This window comes from Cellulosilyticum sp. WCF-2, assembly GCF_003990395.1.
Taxonomy (GTDB): domain Bacteria; phylum Bacillota; class Clostridia; order Lachnospirales; family Cellulosilyticaceae; genus Cellulosilyticum; species Cellulosilyticum lentocellum.
Genome location: NZ_CP034675.1, coordinates 1,337,171 through 1,354,828, shown reverse-complemented (window position 1 = coordinate 1,354,828; position 17,658 = coordinate 1,337,171). Strand labels below are relative to the sequence as shown.

Annotated in this window: 14 protein-coding genes; all 14 read right to left on the bottom strand. The window is 35.4% G+C overall.

Annotated features, from left to right (window positions below; all coding sequences use genetic code 11):
* Entirely contained in the window at positions 1–834 is an 834-nt protein-coding gene (locus EKH84_RS05940; protein WP_013655578.1) for an ABC transporter ATP-binding protein, read from the bottom strand.
* 153 nt (positions 835–987) lie between these two features.
* Entirely contained in the window at positions 988–2,142 is a 1,155-nt protein-coding gene (locus EKH84_RS05935; protein ID WP_013655577.1) for an iron-containing alcohol dehydrogenase, read from the bottom strand.
* 30 nt (positions 2,143–2,172) lie between these two features.
* Positions 2,173–3,498 (bottom strand): aminotransferase class III-fold pyridoxal phosphate-dependent enzyme, encoded by a 1,326-nt coding sequence (locus EKH84_RS05930; RefSeq protein ID WP_127065560.1) that lies wholly within the window; start codon positions 3,496–3,498, stop codon positions 2,173–2,175.
* Positions 3,499–4,012: 514 nt separating this feature from the next.
* A complete protein-coding gene (gene prfH / locus EKH84_RS05925; RefSeq protein ID WP_127065559.1) occupies positions 4,013–4,600 on the bottom strand; it encodes a peptide chain release factor H in 588 nt (195 codons plus the stop codon).
* Positions 4,601–4,607: 7 nt separating this feature from the next.
* Positions 4,608–5,681 (bottom strand): RNA ligase RtcB family protein, encoded by a 1,074-nt coding sequence (locus EKH84_RS05920; RefSeq protein ID WP_127065558.1) that lies wholly within the window; start codon positions 5,679–5,681, stop codon positions 4,608–4,610.
* Between the two features lie 288 nt (positions 5,682–5,969).
* Positions 5,970–7,283 (bottom strand): 3-phosphoshikimate 1-carboxyvinyltransferase, encoded by a 1,314-nt coding sequence (gene aroA / locus EKH84_RS05910; RefSeq protein ID WP_190283501.1) that lies wholly within the window; start codon positions 7,281–7,283, stop codon positions 5,970–5,972.
* 151 nt (positions 7,284–7,434) lie between these two features.
* A complete protein-coding gene (locus tag EKH84_RS05905; protein WP_127065557.1) occupies positions 7,435–8,595 on the bottom strand; it encodes a PucR family transcriptional regulator in 1,161 nt (386 codons plus the stop codon).
* A 196-nt stretch (positions 8,596–8,791) separates the two neighbouring features.
* Entirely contained in the window at positions 8,792–9,661 is an 870-nt protein-coding gene (locus EKH84_RS22335; RefSeq protein ID WP_207669760.1) for a sialate O-acetylesterase, read from the bottom strand.
* A gap of 29 nt (positions 9,662–9,690) precedes the next feature.
* The gene (locus tag EKH84_RS22330) at positions 9,691–10,689 is read right to left on the bottom strand and encodes a sialate O-acetylesterase (RefSeq protein WP_207669759.1); all 999 of its coding nucleotides are present in this window, start codon (positions 10,687–10,689) and stop codon (positions 9,691–9,693) included.
* A gap of 51 nt (positions 10,690–10,740) precedes the next feature.
* The gene (locus EKH84_RS05895) at positions 10,741–11,796 is read right to left on the bottom strand and encodes an aldose epimerase family protein (protein ID WP_127065556.1); all 1,056 of its coding nucleotides are present in this window, start codon (positions 11,794–11,796) and stop codon (positions 10,741–10,743) included.
* A 3-nt stretch (positions 11,797–11,799) separates the two neighbouring features.
* Positions 11,800–13,887 carry a methyl-accepting chemotaxis protein gene (locus tag EKH84_RS05890; RefSeq protein WP_127065555.1) on the bottom strand — a complete coding sequence of 696 codons (2,088 nt, stop codon included), beginning with the start codon at positions 13,885–13,887 and terminating at the stop codon, positions 11,800–11,802.
* Between the two features lie 61 nt (positions 13,888–13,948).
* Positions 13,949–15,505 (bottom strand): glycoside hydrolase family 43 protein, encoded by a 1,557-nt coding sequence (locus tag EKH84_RS05885; protein ID WP_127065554.1) that lies wholly within the window; start codon positions 15,503–15,505, stop codon positions 13,949–13,951.
* Positions 15,506–15,627: 122 nt separating this feature from the next.
* Positions 15,628–16,749 carry a glycosyl hydrolase family 8 gene (locus tag EKH84_RS05880; protein WP_127065553.1) on the bottom strand — a complete coding sequence of 374 codons (1,122 nt, stop codon included), beginning with the start codon at positions 16,747–16,749 and terminating at the stop codon, positions 15,628–15,630.
* A complete protein-coding gene (locus EKH84_RS05875) occupies positions 16,749–17,645 on the bottom strand; it encodes a carbohydrate ABC transporter permease (protein WP_127065552.1) in 897 nt (298 codons plus the stop codon). Before EKH84_RS05875 ends, EKH84_RS05880 begins: the two co-directional genes overlap by 1 nt.
* Positions 17,646–17,658 lie beyond the last annotated feature (13 nt).

Sequence of the window (17,658 nt, the reverse complement as noted above, 5' to 3'; positions counted from 1 at the left end):
CTATACCCCCTCAAAACTATTTCTTACCTTAGCCACGAGTTTAGTAAATTCTGCTGTATCCTTAATAGAAAGATCTCTCGGCCTTTCTAAATTAATATCTACTACAGCTGATACCCTACCTGGATGAGGTGATAAAACAACAACCCTGTCTGAAAGGAAAACAGCTTCCTGAATGTTATGAGTAACGAAAATAATCGTTTTGTTAGTTTTACGCCATATTCTTAAAAGGTCTTGATGAAGCTTTTCTCTAGTGAACTCGTCAAGTGCTGAAAACGGTTCATCCATAAGTAGAATTTCTGGTCTAATCGCTAAAGCTCTTGCAATTCCTACTCTTTGCTGCATACCCCCACTAAGTTCATGAGGATAATGTTTACCAAATTCATTAAGGCCAACTAAATCTAACATTTTAGTAACTCTAGCTGTTCTATCTTTCTTAGGCATTCCTAGAAGTTCCATAGGCATACATACATTTCTTCTTACGGTACGCCAGTCATATAAAACAGGGTTTTGAAAAACAATACCATATTTCTTTTGGAGTCTAATACTTCTAGGCGTTTCTCCTCTAACGGTTATGCTTCCTTCTGTAGGCTGCAATAAATCAGCAATGATACGGAGCAAGGTGGTTTTCCCACACCCTGAAGGACCTAATAAAGAAATAAACTCACCTTGATTAATCTCTAGATTGATATTACTTAATGCTGTAACAGGCTCTCCTCCATTTTTATCCTCAAATCTTACTGATAAGTTTTCTATTTTAATCTCAGTTTTAACTTCTCTTGGTTTGGAATAGTCTCTCTCTTCAAATTCAGTATCTAATTCTTTTAATGCACTCATTTGACTCCCTCCTTATTCATAAAATGATTGAAAATAAAAAGCGGCGCAAAACAATAACATGTTTTGCGCCTTTGCAAAGAAAATATAATATTTATTTAAAGTTTTAATCTCTTCTTATTGATTAGAAACTAAGCAATCTCTTTATCATCGTTTCTACTTATATAGCTTATAGTAAATCTGCTTTAGATCCTCTACATCTACTACTTTAATAGTATTTGAAGGACTACCACTAGCCATTGCATCATTTGCCATTTTTTCGATGTGTATTTCAAAATCTGCTTTTGAAATACCATATCCTTCAAGACTAGGAATTTCACATCTACTACAAAGCTCTGCTAATGCTTCTAAAAATTTACCACTTGCTATTTCATCAGTCATCGTATCATCAGCTACACCAATGATTCTTCCTAACGTTCCAAAGCGTTCATAAGCACCATCCACCACATAACTCAGGCATTCTCCTATCAGCATTGCATTAGAAATTCCATGTGGTACATGGAAAAGTGCACCAATTGGTCTACTCATACCATGTACTAGGGTAACAGATGCATTATTAATACATACTCCAGCTTCAAAGGCCGCAATAGCCATTTCTTCTCTTGCTTTAGCATGATTACCATCATTATATGCAATAGGTAAGTATTCAAATATACGTTTCACAGCAGATAGTGCATATAAATCCGTTAGCGTATTACTTTTTCTTGAAGTATAAGCTTCTACTGCATGAGTTAAAGCATCCATTCCCGTTGCTGCTGTAATATGCCTTGGTGATGAATAAGTTAAACTAGGGTCAATTACTGCTAGCTGAGGTAAAAGTGCATTGCCTTTTAGAAGCATCTTAATATTTTTCTTAGTGTCTGTGATAATGGTAAACTTAGTCGTTTCTGACCCTGTACCCGCTGTTGTTGGAATCAGTACCATTGGTGGAAATGTGCCACTTATTTCTTTCCCCATATAGTCTGAAACCTTGCCTCTTAGCACACTCATAGCTGCAATAGCCTTTGCACTATCTAGTGGGCTTCCACCACCTATACCAATACAAAAATCACAGCCATTATCCTTATATAAATTGACTCCTGCTTCTATCATTTCATCTGTAGGTTCTCCTGTAATATCGTTAAAGACAGTATATCCAATCCCCCACTGATGCAAATAATCTGTTAAAAGTTTTAAGGTGCCTAACTTAGTAATCATCTTACCAGTTACAATAAACGCTCTTTTTCCATAGCTTTTAATCGTTGTTTCACAAGAAGCTAATGCCCCCTCACCTATGACTACTTTTCCTGGTAATGTAAACTCATATGCCATTTATTCTACCCCTTTCAAGAAACACTGAAATCAAGAAATCTTCCTATCTACATTGTCTAATACTTCATCTAATTTTGCAAGTTCCTCTATAAGTTGCTCTTTGGTAATGATTAATGGTGGGGCAATTAAAATCATATTTTCATGGGAATAAGTCATAAACCCTTTTTCTTTTAGCATGCCAATAATTTTCCCCACGACGCCTTCAGGATCTCTACCATAAGGTACTAATGGCTCTTTTGTCACCTTATCTTTGACTAACTCCACAGCTGAGAAAAGGCCTATATAACGTACATCTCCCACTGATGGATGTGCTGCTTTCATTTCTTCTAGCTTTTCTCCTAATACCTTTCCAACTGCTACTACATTATCTAGAATATGAGCTTCTTCATAGTATTCAACGCATGCTATACCAGCTGCACAAGCTAGAGGATGACCGCTATACGTTAAACCACAAGAAAGTAAATGATCATCAAAGTAAGCTGCTATTTCTTTACTTACGACGCAGCCTCCAAGTGGTATATAACCACAGGTAACACCTTTGGCAAAGGTAACAATGTCCGGTTTGACATCAAAGTTCTCAAAACCAAATAATTTACCTGTTCTTCCCCAACCTGTCATTACCTCGTCACAAATCATTAAAATACCATATTGATCACAAAGGGCTCTTACACCTGGCATATAGCCTTTAGGTGGAATAATAACGCCATTAGAACCTGTTACTGTTTCCATAACAATAGCTGCTATTCTATCTGGCCCTTCATACTGAATTTGCTCTTCTAATTTTCTTATGTAATAAGCTGTAGCTGCTTCCTCTGATTCAAAACGAATAGCTTCTCTATAAAGATACGGATCGAAAAATTTCACAAAGCCTGGAACACCTGGCTCTAATGGATATCTCCTTGGTTCACCTGTTAAGTTGCCAGCCCCAAAAGAAGAACCATGATAACTTCTATAGCGACTAAATATTTTATTTTTTCCTGTAAACATCCTTGCCATTTTAACGGCATTCTCATTAGCATCTGCCCCAGCATTAGTGAAAAATACTTTGCCCATATTATCTGGCATCAGCTCTACAATTTTCTTTGCCAGCTTTGCTCTGGATTCTGCTCCATAAGAAGGAGAAATGAAACAATACTGATCAACCTGCTTTTTAATGGCATCTCCTATGGCTTTATTCCCAAAACCTAAATTCATATTAACTAACTGAGACGACATATCTGTATAGCGATTGCCTTGATCATCCCAAAAGTAAATGCCTTCGCCTTTAACTACCGGAATAGGGTTTAATCCTCTTTGTTTACTCCAAGATTGTAAGTTATAACTTGTTAATGTGCTTTTAATTTCTTCTCCTGTCATATCCTCTTCCTCCCTCAATCTTTTCTTAATCTATCTAAGTATTATCATAGGCTACTTCTTAGATAAAACGACAAAGGGGCCTATCCTATACGGATAAGCCCCTTTGCTTCCTTGTATCTTATGGCTATTATAGCTCCCTCCATTTTTCTTCGCAATTGCCATCTGCCCATTTTTGATTGTGCAATTGCACATCATCCTATTTTTTATTTTTTAGGGACTCCACTTTTAGAGTACATATAGATAAGTGTAAAAACAAATAAATAAAGTTTAAAACCAGAGTCTTAAAGCCTTAGTTTCCTATCACAAGGGTGCACCGGCTAAGACTTTTAGGAGCTCCTCACTCTTCGTTTTAACTTTTATACTTACACCCATAGTCTCTTTACGTGCAAGTCGTACTGAGGAGCTACTGCTATGTGATTTTAGAGCTGCAAGGTAAGTTGTAAAGGTTAAAATGAAGTGCTGGCAAACAAAAAAGCCACCTTTAAGTTCACAAACTAAAAGGTGGCTTCTTTGTTTATATTTCTTTAAAATCTCTACCTTTAAATATCCTTATAGGATTTCCTCTTATAAGCCTATTTTGTTCTAGCCAGGCTAGTTGCTTTTCTTTTTGATTTGCATCTTCATTAATCTGTGCTAGTAAGTCAAGTAGCCTATTCATGGCAATTTGCTTATTCATATGCTGGCTCCTTGCCTCTGTTGATACTACTGCTATACCTGTAGGCATATGAATAGCTCTTACACCTGTTTCCACTTTATTGACGTGCTGTCCGCCTTTTCCCCCACTTCTAAATGTTTCAAACCGAATAATTTCCTCTGTTGATACTTTCTTTACTTCTTCTAAAATACTGACATCAATATACCAATTTTTTCGTTTGCAGTTAGCCCTATAGGGGCTTTCACAAATCCACAACACAGAACCTTGCTTCAAGTCTGCTGCCTCATCTAGCTCACAAGTTATATAAGTAAAGCATCCTTTCGCTTTACCCTGATGGGCCTCTACTAACTTTAGATTTGAATACTCTTCCTTTAATTTTTCAAAATACATGCCAACTGCTAGTTCACATTCACAAGGACCTTTACCTGAACTTATTTGCACTTTCATAAGTCACCTACCCTTTATATGTGATAAGCGGTCTTAATGTAGCCACCACTTCAATTAAACCAAATTTCATCAGACTGTCTATAACTTGCTCAATATTTTTATAAGCTTCTGGCGCTTCTTGAAACAAGAGATTCGTATCATGACATACTACCTTACTCTTTAACTCTGTGCATCTAATGCTATCTCTATCATATTTATTATTGATTCTAGATTTACATAAGCTTCTAGCCCATTTTCTTCCCGCTCCATGAGACAATGAATCTAGGGATAAACTCGTGTCTTCTTTTGGCATACAAATATAACTAAGGCTTCCTCTAGACCCTGGAATAACAATAGGTCCTACCTTAGAAGAAGTCGTTCCTTTTCTATGAATAAATCCTTCACTGGTTTCTTCTAAGAAATTATGATAGCAATCTATCACCGTTACAATTTCATCGTTAACACCTAAATGCCCTAATAGCTTTTTAGCAACTAGTTCTCTATTGCGCCTTGCCCATATCAAAGCTTTTTCATGTTCTTCCAGATAAGTGACTGCTTCATCTGAATTTTTCAAAATGCCTTCTGGCTTTAAATGTGCACGTAAGATCTTTTCTCCATAGCCTCTTGAACCGCTATGCACTAATAGAAATACTTTATCTTTTTCTAAGCCTAGCTGCTCATATAAATCCTTATTGACCACCTCATGAATACACTGGAATTCTGCAAAATGATTACCATTTCCTATAGTTCCCAATTCTAAAATAGGGCTTTCTTCTTCATAGGGATTCATAATCCACAAATCAGAAAGTTGACGAATATTACTTAGGCGTGTTACCCATTTGTCTTGTTTATACTTCTTCAACTTAACGGCTGTCTCAAAAAGTCCCATACCACAACCTATATCATTCCCAATCAAATGAGGATAAAAGCGATTTTGGCTAAGGAGTGCTATTCCAATAGGTGATTTCCCCGCATGCAAGTCTGGTAATCCTACTACCCTTATGACGTCTTCTAATTGACTTACACCTACTAATTGATCTTTCGCTGTCTGTTCTATCCAATTCTTCTCATTACTTATTAATACTATCTTTTCATTTCCCATTCATATTCTCCTTAATAAACATAGCTTTTTCTAAATTTGAACACAAAAAAAGTACGCAAACACACTGCGCACTTTTAATCTCTTTTATTAGAAAAAGTGTATCGTTGTTTGATATAAAAAATTATTGATTTGTCACCTTTTTCATATTTTCCAACATAACGACCACTCCTCTGTTTATCAAGATAAATATTTTATATTTTCAGACTTATTATATCACTTATAGGATGCAAGTCAAGTTTTTAATTCACCTTTATTATTACTCATGTGTTTAATTATAACCTTATTTTCTTAATCTCTTAGGCTCATCACGACTTCTTCCAACACCTCAAAATATTTCTCAAAGGTCTTCCTGCAGCACATAGGGTCTGAAATAGTAACTCCCTCTGCTCTTAGTCCAATAAGTGAAAAGCCCATTGCCATACGATGGTCATCATAAGTTTCAACTCTTGCTGCTGTTGGCTCTCCTGGATAAATGGTTATCCCATCCTCATCTTCCTCACAACGAATTCCCATTTTACGAAGTTCAGTAGTTATAGCTTGTATACGATTGCTCTCTTGATATTTGATATGACCAATTCCTTTTATAACTGTAGGTGAGTCTGCAAAAGGTGCAAGTGCGGCTAATGTAATCGCTTGATCTGAACAAGCATGCATATCCGCTGTAATGCCTTTATATTTTCCATCTGCTGGACCTTTTACACAGATTCCCTCTGGTGTTTCCTCTATAGTACATCCCATTTCTTCTAAGAAGCTGATAAATTGGATGTCCCCTTGTAATGAATCAAAAAAGACATTTTCCACTACCACCTCTATGCCTAAAAGCGCTGCCATACCATAGAAATAACAAGCTGCAGATACATCTGGTTCTATCTGATACTGCTTTGCTTCATAGGTTTGTCCCTTTGAAATAAAATATTGATGTGCCTGTGATTCTCTAACCTCTAGGCCAAATTGTTTCATCATCTTAATTGTCATATCAATATAAGCCATACCATGTGTGCCTTCTAAAGAAATCGTTACATCTTCCTTAAAGCAGGTAGAAGCAATAAGAAGCGCACTTAAAAACTGACTGCTTTTTTCAATATTCACACTCATTTGATCTTTAGTCACAGGTTTACCTCTTAAGGTAAATGGGAAACAACCTTCTTCTAGTTCATAGTCCACTTCTGTTCCCAAACCTTCTAGCGTATGAAGCAATGGTGCCATAGGACGTTTTCTCATCTGCTCTGAGGCATCTAATTTGTATACTCCATCCGACACCCCTAAAAAAGCTGTTAAAAAACGTGCTGCTGTTCCTGCACTTCCTACATAGATTGCTGCCTCACGCTTTGGCACTTTTCCCTTTAAGCCATGTACTTTAATCATACATGCTGCTTCATCTACTTCTGTTTCAAACCCTAACTCTTGCACACATTGCAGAAAATGACGTGAATCATCACTAAAAAGTGTGCCTTTTAATTCACTGATTCCATCTGCTAATGTAGCAATAAGCAGTGCCCTATTGGTAATACTTTTAGATCCTGGTACACTCACCTTAACTTTTTTATTTGTATTTATTTTATTAAAAAGTGTTTTTACCTCATATACTTCCTGCTTCCACATCTACTTAATTCCTTCCTGTTTTATAATTCCTTTCTACTATTTCACAACACCAATATAATTTTCTGATTATTATAACATAGTTTTCCTTTTCCACCTAGTCCTCTCATTAGTAAAAGCTTAACACATTCTAAGTATTGTTCATAGAAAAAGCCTATAAAATATCATTAATATAAAACCCCAAATATAATTTCACACGATCTTCCAAATCCATGGGGTCAAGCCCCGTAATCTTAGCAACCTTTTTAAGCTGATTAGTGACTGTATTACGATGAACGTACTGCTTCTCAGAGACAAGCTGAGGACTTCCGTTATTTTCGAGATAAATCTTTAAAAAGCTCATTATATCTGTCTGATTCTCCTTATCATAGGCCTCAATTTTACCCACACACTCCTTATAAAAATCTCTTAATACTTCTTTATCTTCCACAGATAAAAGGAGCTTATACACACCTAGTTTATCATAGTAAACCTCTTGCCTTTGTTGTTTTTTTGCCATTCGCAAGGCTTCTAAGGCCCTATTAAAATTACATTGTTGATTTCTAATATTTCTCGTATTAGAGCTTACCCCCATATAAAATTGCCACTTAGGTACTTCTTTGTCTGTGATGCTTAAATATTTTTCTATAAAATTCTCTACTTCATAAACACTATAATCCACTAATGCTAAAATCAAATCTCCATTATAAGAAAACGCCACATAAAGCTCATGAATGCTTCTAGCAATACTTTCTGCATATCTCTTTAATCGTTCTATCTTTACTTCGCCATCCTCTTTACTATCTGCCACTACTGAAATCGCAACAAAAGAGAACCGTCCCTCTCTTTGATAACCATAGCGTTCCATATGGGTAATTTGGGTTTCTAAATCCCCAATACCAAAGATAATATTCTTAATGGTGGTTGACATGCTCATTTCAACATCATCATTTTTCATAATACGATGGCAAAAATCTCTAGTCATATCAACCATTCGTGTCTGCCAAGGAATTGTAAAAAGAGGCATCTGCACTTCATCACAAAATTCAATAACCGACCTAGGTACTTCTTTTGTATGAGGGCCAATATTAATAACAAAAGCTGCTGTGCCCACTGCATAAAGCTTTTTAGCAAAATTAAGAAACCATTCTTCTCCTGTGTTTAATATACCAGCAGTAAAGATAAGCTCTTGGCCATGTAAAAATTTACTGACATCTTCATCTTCAATAATATGTACCCACTGTACAAGACGATCTAATCCTTGCTTCCCTGCAATCAATTTCATCTGATAAAGAATAGTAGCATTTTTAAACAACTTTCTTACAGTAATAGCCATGTGTCCCCCTCCTTTTGACCTCTAGCTAACAAACCCCTTTTTTCATATAAAAAGGGGCACACTGATTTTCCAGTATGCCCCTTTGCACATTATCTCTTATTTTAGTCGTCATTTTTTATTTTTTCAAGTCATTTATTAAAGCAACTTATTTTATTGAGTAATACTCTAATCTCTGTTTCAATCATTTCATAATCGACTATACTTCTAATAGATTAACCTTAAAAGGTGAAGCTGGCAAGTTTTCTTTATTATATAGATTAGCATTCTCAGGGTTGTCTTCCCATGCATATCTTACTTCTACAGGTTGTTTGATGCACTCATGCCAAACTATTACTTCATTATCTTTTATACTTGATCTTGCAGGAATGAAACGCTTGCCATCTGGGGATATAGTAAATCCTTCTAATTTTCCACCTTTAGCTAGTAGCCCACTGCCTATATGTTCAAAGGTAAGTATCACTTGATCTGCCGATACTCTAGCTCGTTTAAATATGGGGCCGCTGCAAACAATAGGTTCATTATAAACTAAACTTCTTGCTATCAGTGCTAGTCGTTCACCTACGTCCTTTTTGTTTAAAGGATGTAAATCATTCCATTCACCAATATCAATAGTGACTGCCATTCCTGTATGGGCTACTTCTAATGTTTTAAGCTGCGCATCTCGAATTTCAGCCCAAGTACTGTAGCAATATTCACATCCTATATTTTTAAAATTAGGAAGTTGCACATATATAAAAGGTAATTTTTCATTTTGCCACACTCTCCGCCAGTCCTTAATAAGCAGTTCAAATAATTGCTTGTATTTCTTAGGTAACCTACTCGCATTGGATTCTCCTTGATACCATATAACCCCTTTAGGCACAAGATTTTTTAAAGGCGCAATCATCCCATTATGTACCCCTATTGGTTCAAATTGTATAAAAATTTGTGGTGCTAATGCTTCTATTGCTGTGCCAGTACCTACTTTATATAACCACTTACCTTTTAAATCAACACTTTCATTTGCTGTTTCTATTTGATAAGGCTTATCTGGAGTGAATCCTCCTTCTCCCCGCCAACAGACCACCCGTATAGCAAGTATATTCTCTCCTTCTTTTAAAATCCCTGGGGGATATCATATATTCTAGGCGGATATTGATAACCTGTTTCTCCTATCTTTTGCCCATTGATATATACCGTATCGCTATCAATAATAGTGCCTAGCAAAATCCTAGCTTGTTTTTTTATCATACTTGCCGGTATATTAACCTTTTTTCTAAACCAAACGACACCTGCATCTAAATACATCTCCTCATTTTTCCAAATAGTAGGAAGCTGTATAGTTGCCCAATCCTTATCTTCATAATCAACTTCAAACCATCGAGATTCTTTACTACGCATACCTCTGTCAAGATTATCAAGCCTTTGAAGCCATTGGTTAATTCTTTCCTCATCCTTATCTAGTACTTGTCTTATATAATCTTTATTCTTGTACTTAGCTATCTGCTCTATATATTCCGGCATTGCCTTAAGTCCTTCTTCACTAATCCACGCTTCTGCAGGTGTTCCTCCAACAGCAGTGTGTATTAAACCTATTGGGACTTGATATTTTTCAAACAGCTTTTTCGCAAAAAAGTAGCCAGTAGCCGTAAAATCCTGTACATTTCTTTTCGTTAAAGGTTGCCAATAACCCTCAATGAGTTCCTCTTGTGGGGCCTCGAAATCATATGCCATGGGAACTTTAAACATTCTAATTAATGGATTTACATAACTATTAATTTCATCTCTATAGCGTTCCATCACCCTACTTACTGGCAATTCCATATTGGATTGACCTCCACAAATCCATAAATCACCCATTAGGATATTCTGTATAATAATCGTCTTATCTGCTTTAATCTCCATGTTATAAGGCCCACCATCTGGTAATGGCTTCAAACATACTTCCCACTTTCCTTCTCTATTTCCTTCTGTCTCATAAATAGTATTGACAAACTTAACAGTTACTTTCTTTCCTTCGCCAATATATCCCCAAATTTTATTAGGCTGTTCTCTTTGTAAAATCATTCCATCGCCAATTAATTTAGGTAATCTCAATTCGTTGCTATTAGCCACTTTATTCATCCCCCTAAATCCTCTATCAATTTGCTTTATTTTCTACCTGACCTATTTTCGTTTCTCACGTACTGTAAATTTATACTGAGTCTCTGATTGATAAATACTATCAGGCCTAAGTATACATGGCTCCTTAAAAACTTCCTCATATCCAATAGCACATTTTTGTGTTTCAAAACATACACCATACCTTATGGCTTGCTCTGCTATTTCCAATTTTTCATTAGGGGGATTATTCATGGTATACATTACGACGCAAGGTTCTGTTGTTGTTATTTCCATACACCTTTCTGAAATAGGGTCATATAACTCTACTACTTTCTCTTCTCCTTGATTCAATAACCATAGATGATCATAGCCTTTTCCATATCTAAGCTGCACTGCATCATTATGAATATCCCTACCTATTGGTTTTGCCTTTCTAAAGTCAAATGAATATTCCTCATCTACAGATAAAAATTCACCTGTTGGAATAGATTCGTTATCTAATTCAAATATACTATCACTATCTATCCACACTTCTTGTTCCAATATTGAACGTTTCCCATTTCCAGACAAATTAAAATAAGCATGATTTGTGAGGTTAACTATGGTTAATTGATCTGTCACTGCTTCGTATTGTATGGAAAGTTCATTATCATTATTTAGTATATAGGTTACTTTCACCTCTACATTTCCAGGAAAGCCTTCTTCCCCATCTTTACTTTTGCAGCACAATTGAAGTCTTATTTCATCATCCTTGCATTGTACCATTGCATCCCAAAACTTATGATGGAATCCTTCTGGTCCTCCATGTAGCATATTGCCATTCTCATTTTTGGTTAATGAATAAACTTTTTTATCCAACGTTATTTTTCCTTGATGAATACGTCCTGCCATTCTGCCTATTGTAGCTCCTATGTATCCTGGATTTTCCTCATATACATTAATGTCTTGCCATTCCAGCACAACATTTTCAAAGTTTTCCTCTTTATCTGGTACGATAACCTTAGTTAATGTTGCCCCTAAATTAAGCACTTCTACTTTCATTCCTACATCATTAGTCATCAAATACTTGATGATACGATTTCCTTTTTTTGATATCGTTATACTTGTATCACATTTCATTATTTATTTCATCTCACTCTCATTCTTAGATACAACGAAGGTAGCTACGCTCTCTTCTAAACCGCTTATTGTTATTAGCAGTTCATTAGCTAAACTTGCAAACTGCTCTACTATCGAATGTTGCTCCTCACTTAGTGCATTGACTTCCTCTACAGCAGCAGCATTTCCTTCATTAACACAAGCAATATTCTCCATTTTTTTAATCATCTCATCCTTATACTGCGTCATTAACTCTATTCTAGAATTTACTTGCTCTAGACCTACACTTATTTCTTTTAAATCATTAATCATAAGATTTAAAGACTCATAAGTTTTATTGACAGCTACAGATTGCTCTTCTAATAATTGATTTGATTTAACTACTAAATGAGTAGTTTGAGCTACCTTACCTTCAATTCCCTTTAATGCGTCTTTTACATGATTAGAGGAATCTTTTGACTGAGTCGCCAGATTTCTTACTTCATCCGCTACCACAGCAAAACCTCTACCTACATTTCCGGCTCTTGCTGCTTCAATACTGGCATTTAAAGCGAGTAAATTAGTCCGCTCACTAATATCATCTAAAAAGGTCATTATTTCTCCAATAGTCTTCGTTAATGTACTTAGTTCCATAATACTTTGACTAATCTCAGCTGACACACCATGAGTAGAAGTCACTGTTGTATTAAGAAACGTCATGTTACTGCTTGCATCTTCAATAATTTGTCTTGTACCTTGAGTATGCTGCAATAAAACATTTGTATTTTCGATGACTACTTGAATACTACTTGCCAGTTGTTCCATTACCGATACACTATTACTAATATCCTCTGTTTGGCTATTTGAGCCCTCTGCTATATTACCAATGGAACTTGTCAGTTGCGAAATACCTTCTATTGAAGTAGTACTACTTCTTTTAAGAATGCCTGCAGCCTCCACACTATGTTCAACAGTATTCTTCGCTTGCTTTAGCAATTGTTGTATATTGGCTATCATATGATTAAAGCTATTTCCTAGTTCTGAAATCTCATCATTACCTTTAATCTTAGCGAATACTGTTAAATCTCCTTCTTCTGCTTTTTTCATAAGCCCCTTTAATTGCATTACTGAATTGACAATTCCCTTTGAAATAGTACTTCCAATAGCAATGGCTACTAGCCCAATAATGATTACCATAAGCCATATTAGATTAACGACCTTATCAATTCTATTCGTTAACATTTTCTGTGGAATCTCAGCTACTATCACCCAGCCATTATTAGTTTTTGCACTCGCCACTAAATTCCCATTTACTTCTTCAGACCATTCTTCCGCTTCTAAATCAATGTGAGCTACAACTTGTTCCTTTATAGATTCATCAACATTGGAGCAAATCACCTGGCCATCTACATTTAAAATGCTTACATTAGACCCCTCAAATAAATTGATATTATTTACCTTTTCCTCTAATATGTCATACTTCGCCTTTACCACTAAGAGGCCTACTCTTTTTGCAGTCTTTATATTAATAACTTCTTTGTAAGCAAAAACTTCCTTCTCATTATTAGTATCAATAATCTCCCAGTTCACTTCTTCTGTGGTATCTCTACCTACAAAGCGCTCTACATCTTCTTCCTTCAACTTAATTCCAGACAAAATCTTTGTTCCATCATCCATTAATAAAGCAATATCTTCTATGTTCTCATCCAGGGATACACTATAGTTAATTTGCGTTACTATACTTTTTATAATATTGTGCTTTTCTAAATCATTAGCATTATTCTTAGGTTTTATTGCTATTTTTGCGTACTCACCAATCAAATTATTAGTCGAAGCATTTAAGTCATTAATAATAATTCTAGTCATACCACTTTCTATACTTTCTGTATAATAACTTGTATTGGCCCCTGTCTGCTTAACCATCTCTATGGCCATTTGGCTCGTTATATCTCTAACTGTAACCTTTGATTGACTGGCTGAAAATAAATTAACAGCAACTAATGGAACTACTGTACAAAGAATATATGAGCTAATCAATTTTCTCTTAATAGAACCTCTTTTCTCTACTGTTTTTTTATCTTTTACTTTCTTTTTATTTAGATTTTTTTTAGCCATTAAGTGTAAGTTCTTCATATGTATTCCCCCTATTTTTAATCCGTCATTTCTTACCTTAAGCAAATCTAACAATCAAATTTTACTTATCATTACCTTTATATTCAAACCAACCAAAATCCGCATAATTTTTACTCATTTTTCCATTACTACTTGCATACATACCTATACAAGTTCCAACAAAACCTCCTGCTTTATCAGTACTTAATATGCTTGCATCCACACCTGTTACCAACTCATACATCTGTTTAGAATTACTGCCATAATAAAAGTTGAAATTTTGCCCTCTCCCTACTATCTTCATACATATTGGTGAATCACTAAATTGACTTTCAGCTATTAACTTATCTTTTCCTGCTTCACATTTTATAAGCCTAATAACCGTATCACTTTGCTGCATACCATACTCATATCTAAAGTGATATCTTTCATTTTGAATAAGCACAAGGCCTGCAACTTCATTTATAGTATCCGGAGTAAATTCTAATAATGTACTGACTATAAAATCTTGATGCTGCTGCCTTAAACATATAAGACTTGGATGAACCAATTCTTTTATGCTCTCTGGTCTTAACTTAATTCTAAGATACCCCTCCCTAGCTCCTAAGCTACAAAAGTCTTCTTTTGGTCCTCTAAGAGAAATCCATTTATCACTTAATTCACTTCCTATAAAATGAGTACATGCATCTTCGGGCATCACCTCAAACCAAGGTAAGTCTGGTGCCTTACTCATTTCCTCTACAATGCCTTTTCCCTCGTTAACAATAGGCCATCCATTTTCCCAAATAACATTTACCAAAAAGGTCTCTCTCCCAAGATTCCTATAGTGGCCCCCATAAGGCCTAGATCCTAGCAAAACCATCCACCATGTACCATCCTGAATCTGTACTAAATCTCCATGTCCTACATTAACAATGGGATAATGCCTACCTAAGTGCCTATGTGTCAAAATTGGATTTGCAGGATTTCCTTCGTAGGGTCCTATAATCTGTTTACTTCTAGCTATTGTTATAGAATGCTCATGACCTGTTCCACCTTCTGCTATCATTAAATAATAGTATTCATCTTTTTTATAAAGATGAGGTCCTTCTGGCCATACGGCATTATGAAAAGCGCCTTGCCATAAAACATACTTTTCGCCTATTAGCCTTCCTTGTTTTATATCTAATTCCTGTAACCAAATCTCATTATCTCCATAATACCTGGAAACTTCTTTTGACTTTTCCCTTGTTCCTACATAATAAACTCTTCCATCCTCATCAAAAAATAGACTTGGATCTATTCCTTCTGCTTCTAGCACAATAGGATCTGACCAAGGTCCTTCCGGTCTTGTGGCCGTAACATAAAAATTTCCTTCACCTGATATGTTCGTTGTAATCATATAAAAAATACCTTCATGATATCTTAGCGTTGGCGCATAAATGCCACCTGAGTGCTCGGCTCCTTCTAAATGTAATTGACTACTTCTTTCAAGCACATGCCCAATCTGTTTCCAATTCACTAAATCTTTACTATGGAAAATAGGCACTCCTGGATAATAAGCAAAACTTGATGTCACAAGATAATAGTCCTCATTAACCCTACATATAGATGGGTCAGGGTAAAATCCTGGTAAAATAGGATTAGAAAAGTTTCTCATGCTATTGCTCCTTTACGTTCATAAATTAACAATTCTTCATCTTTCATCCTTCATTTTCCTTGAATTTTCTATTTATAAAAAAAGGACAGTATTGATATCTACTGCCCTTCTTATTTAGCTGATTACCATATTCTATAGTTACCACTTAAGGCTAGAAAGGCAAATGCATATAAACAATTATCGTAATACCTTCTGTCACCAGTTCGGAGTGGCGTTTCCCAAAACCTTTGAACACATAACTCACTATATTTTCCCTTGGTAGCTAAAGAACCCATGGCATTAGTAGCTATAATTGCCACTGGATGTAAAGCAGGCTGATCTATAATTGTGCCGTCAATTTCATAAACACACTCTGCATTATCTTTCACTGTATCACAGAAGAATTTTTGAATTTTTTCTGCGCATTCACTTTCCCATTCGCTTTTTCCAAACCAAGCATAATCAAGCCCAATATTAGCAATTACACGATAGGCGTCACTATAATAATATCCATGCCCTTCCTCGTATCTTGGTCTTCCATCATAATTACTATATTCAGGTGCTAATCCTGTTTCAGGATGACAAGCTTTTTTTAGAAATTCTCTACTAGCTCTAGCTGCTTCCTTCCAAAAGTCTCTATCTTCTTCATTAGCCCATAAAGCAAATAGTTCATAAAAATGTGGTAGATGATAAGATGGATCTGTAAAATCAAGTTCTGGGACAAACTTAATCAGCTTATTGGTAGGCTCCCACATAGGGTTTCCTCTCCCATCTTCACCCTTATGGACACATTCATGAAGAAGGTTCTGCGCTTCTTTCGTGTAGTTAAATATACCTACTCCATCCCCCCATCTATGTGCTGCAAAAAATAGGGCCATTGCAAAATACTCTTCACCATCTGGAGCTGAACCTTCAGAATTTCTTTTTCCTCCTGGAGAAACAGACCACGCAAAATAACCTTTATTGTCTCCTTCACTATGCCACATATAAGTTTTTGTCCATTTCCACAGACAATTAAATTCTTTTTGCATATTTCTTTGTACACAGATCATCATTCCATAAGACATACCTTCTGTACGTACATCTATATTTCCAGTATCCAAGATATATCCCATATCATCTTCTACCAAATGATAGAGCCTCTCGTCCTCTGAGCCATAAAAAATAGTATTAATAATTTGATTAAGCCTATCTTCTATTAATTCTTTATCGTAGCCTAATGCTTCAAATAAATTAGGATAGTTGTCTTTTTTAATATATTCCATTATTCTTTTACTCCTCCGATGGTTAAACCTGTTACAAAATATCTTTGTAAGAATGGATATAAACATACAATTGGAAGGGCTGTTATAACTGTGGTTGCTGCACGCATAGTTAATGGAGATACTGTATTACCTGCATTCTTCATTGCTTCAGCATTACTTCCTTGATTCATTACAGAAGAAAGAAGCTTCATTAACTCATACTGCAATGTTGTAAGATTAGTTGCTGTACGATTATAAAGCATTGCATCAAACCATGAGTTCCATTGATATACTGCAATAAATAATGCAACTGTTGCAAGTACTGGCTTACACAATGGTAAAATAATCTTCATAAAAATTGTGAAATGTCCTGCTCCATCTACTTGTGCTGACTCAACTAGACTATCAGGTAGTCCATTCATAAATGTTCTAATAACAATCATGTTAAAAGCGCTTACCATACCTGGTATAATATAAACCCAGAAATTATTGGTCAATCCAAGATTTTTATATAAAACGAATGTTGGAATTAATCCTCCATTTACATACATGGTTAAGACATATATAAATGAGAGTTGTTTTTTGAAAATAAATTCTTTTCTACTTAAGATATATGCTAATAAAGACGTAACAAATAATTGAGATACTGTTGCGATGACTGTTCTTAATACAGATATTTTAGTTGCAGTAGGTAATAATTCATTATTAAATACTGTCTTATAATTTTGCAACGACCATTGTCTTGGCAAAAGATAAATGCCACCTCTTAATGCATCTGTTCCATCGTTAAAAGAGTATGCTATTGTATTGACTATGGGATAAAGTATGATTAATGTAAACAATGCTAAAATAATCATATTAACTACATCAAAAACTTTATCTCCTATTTTTTGCTTTTTTAATGATTGCGTCCTCATCTCAATTCCTCCT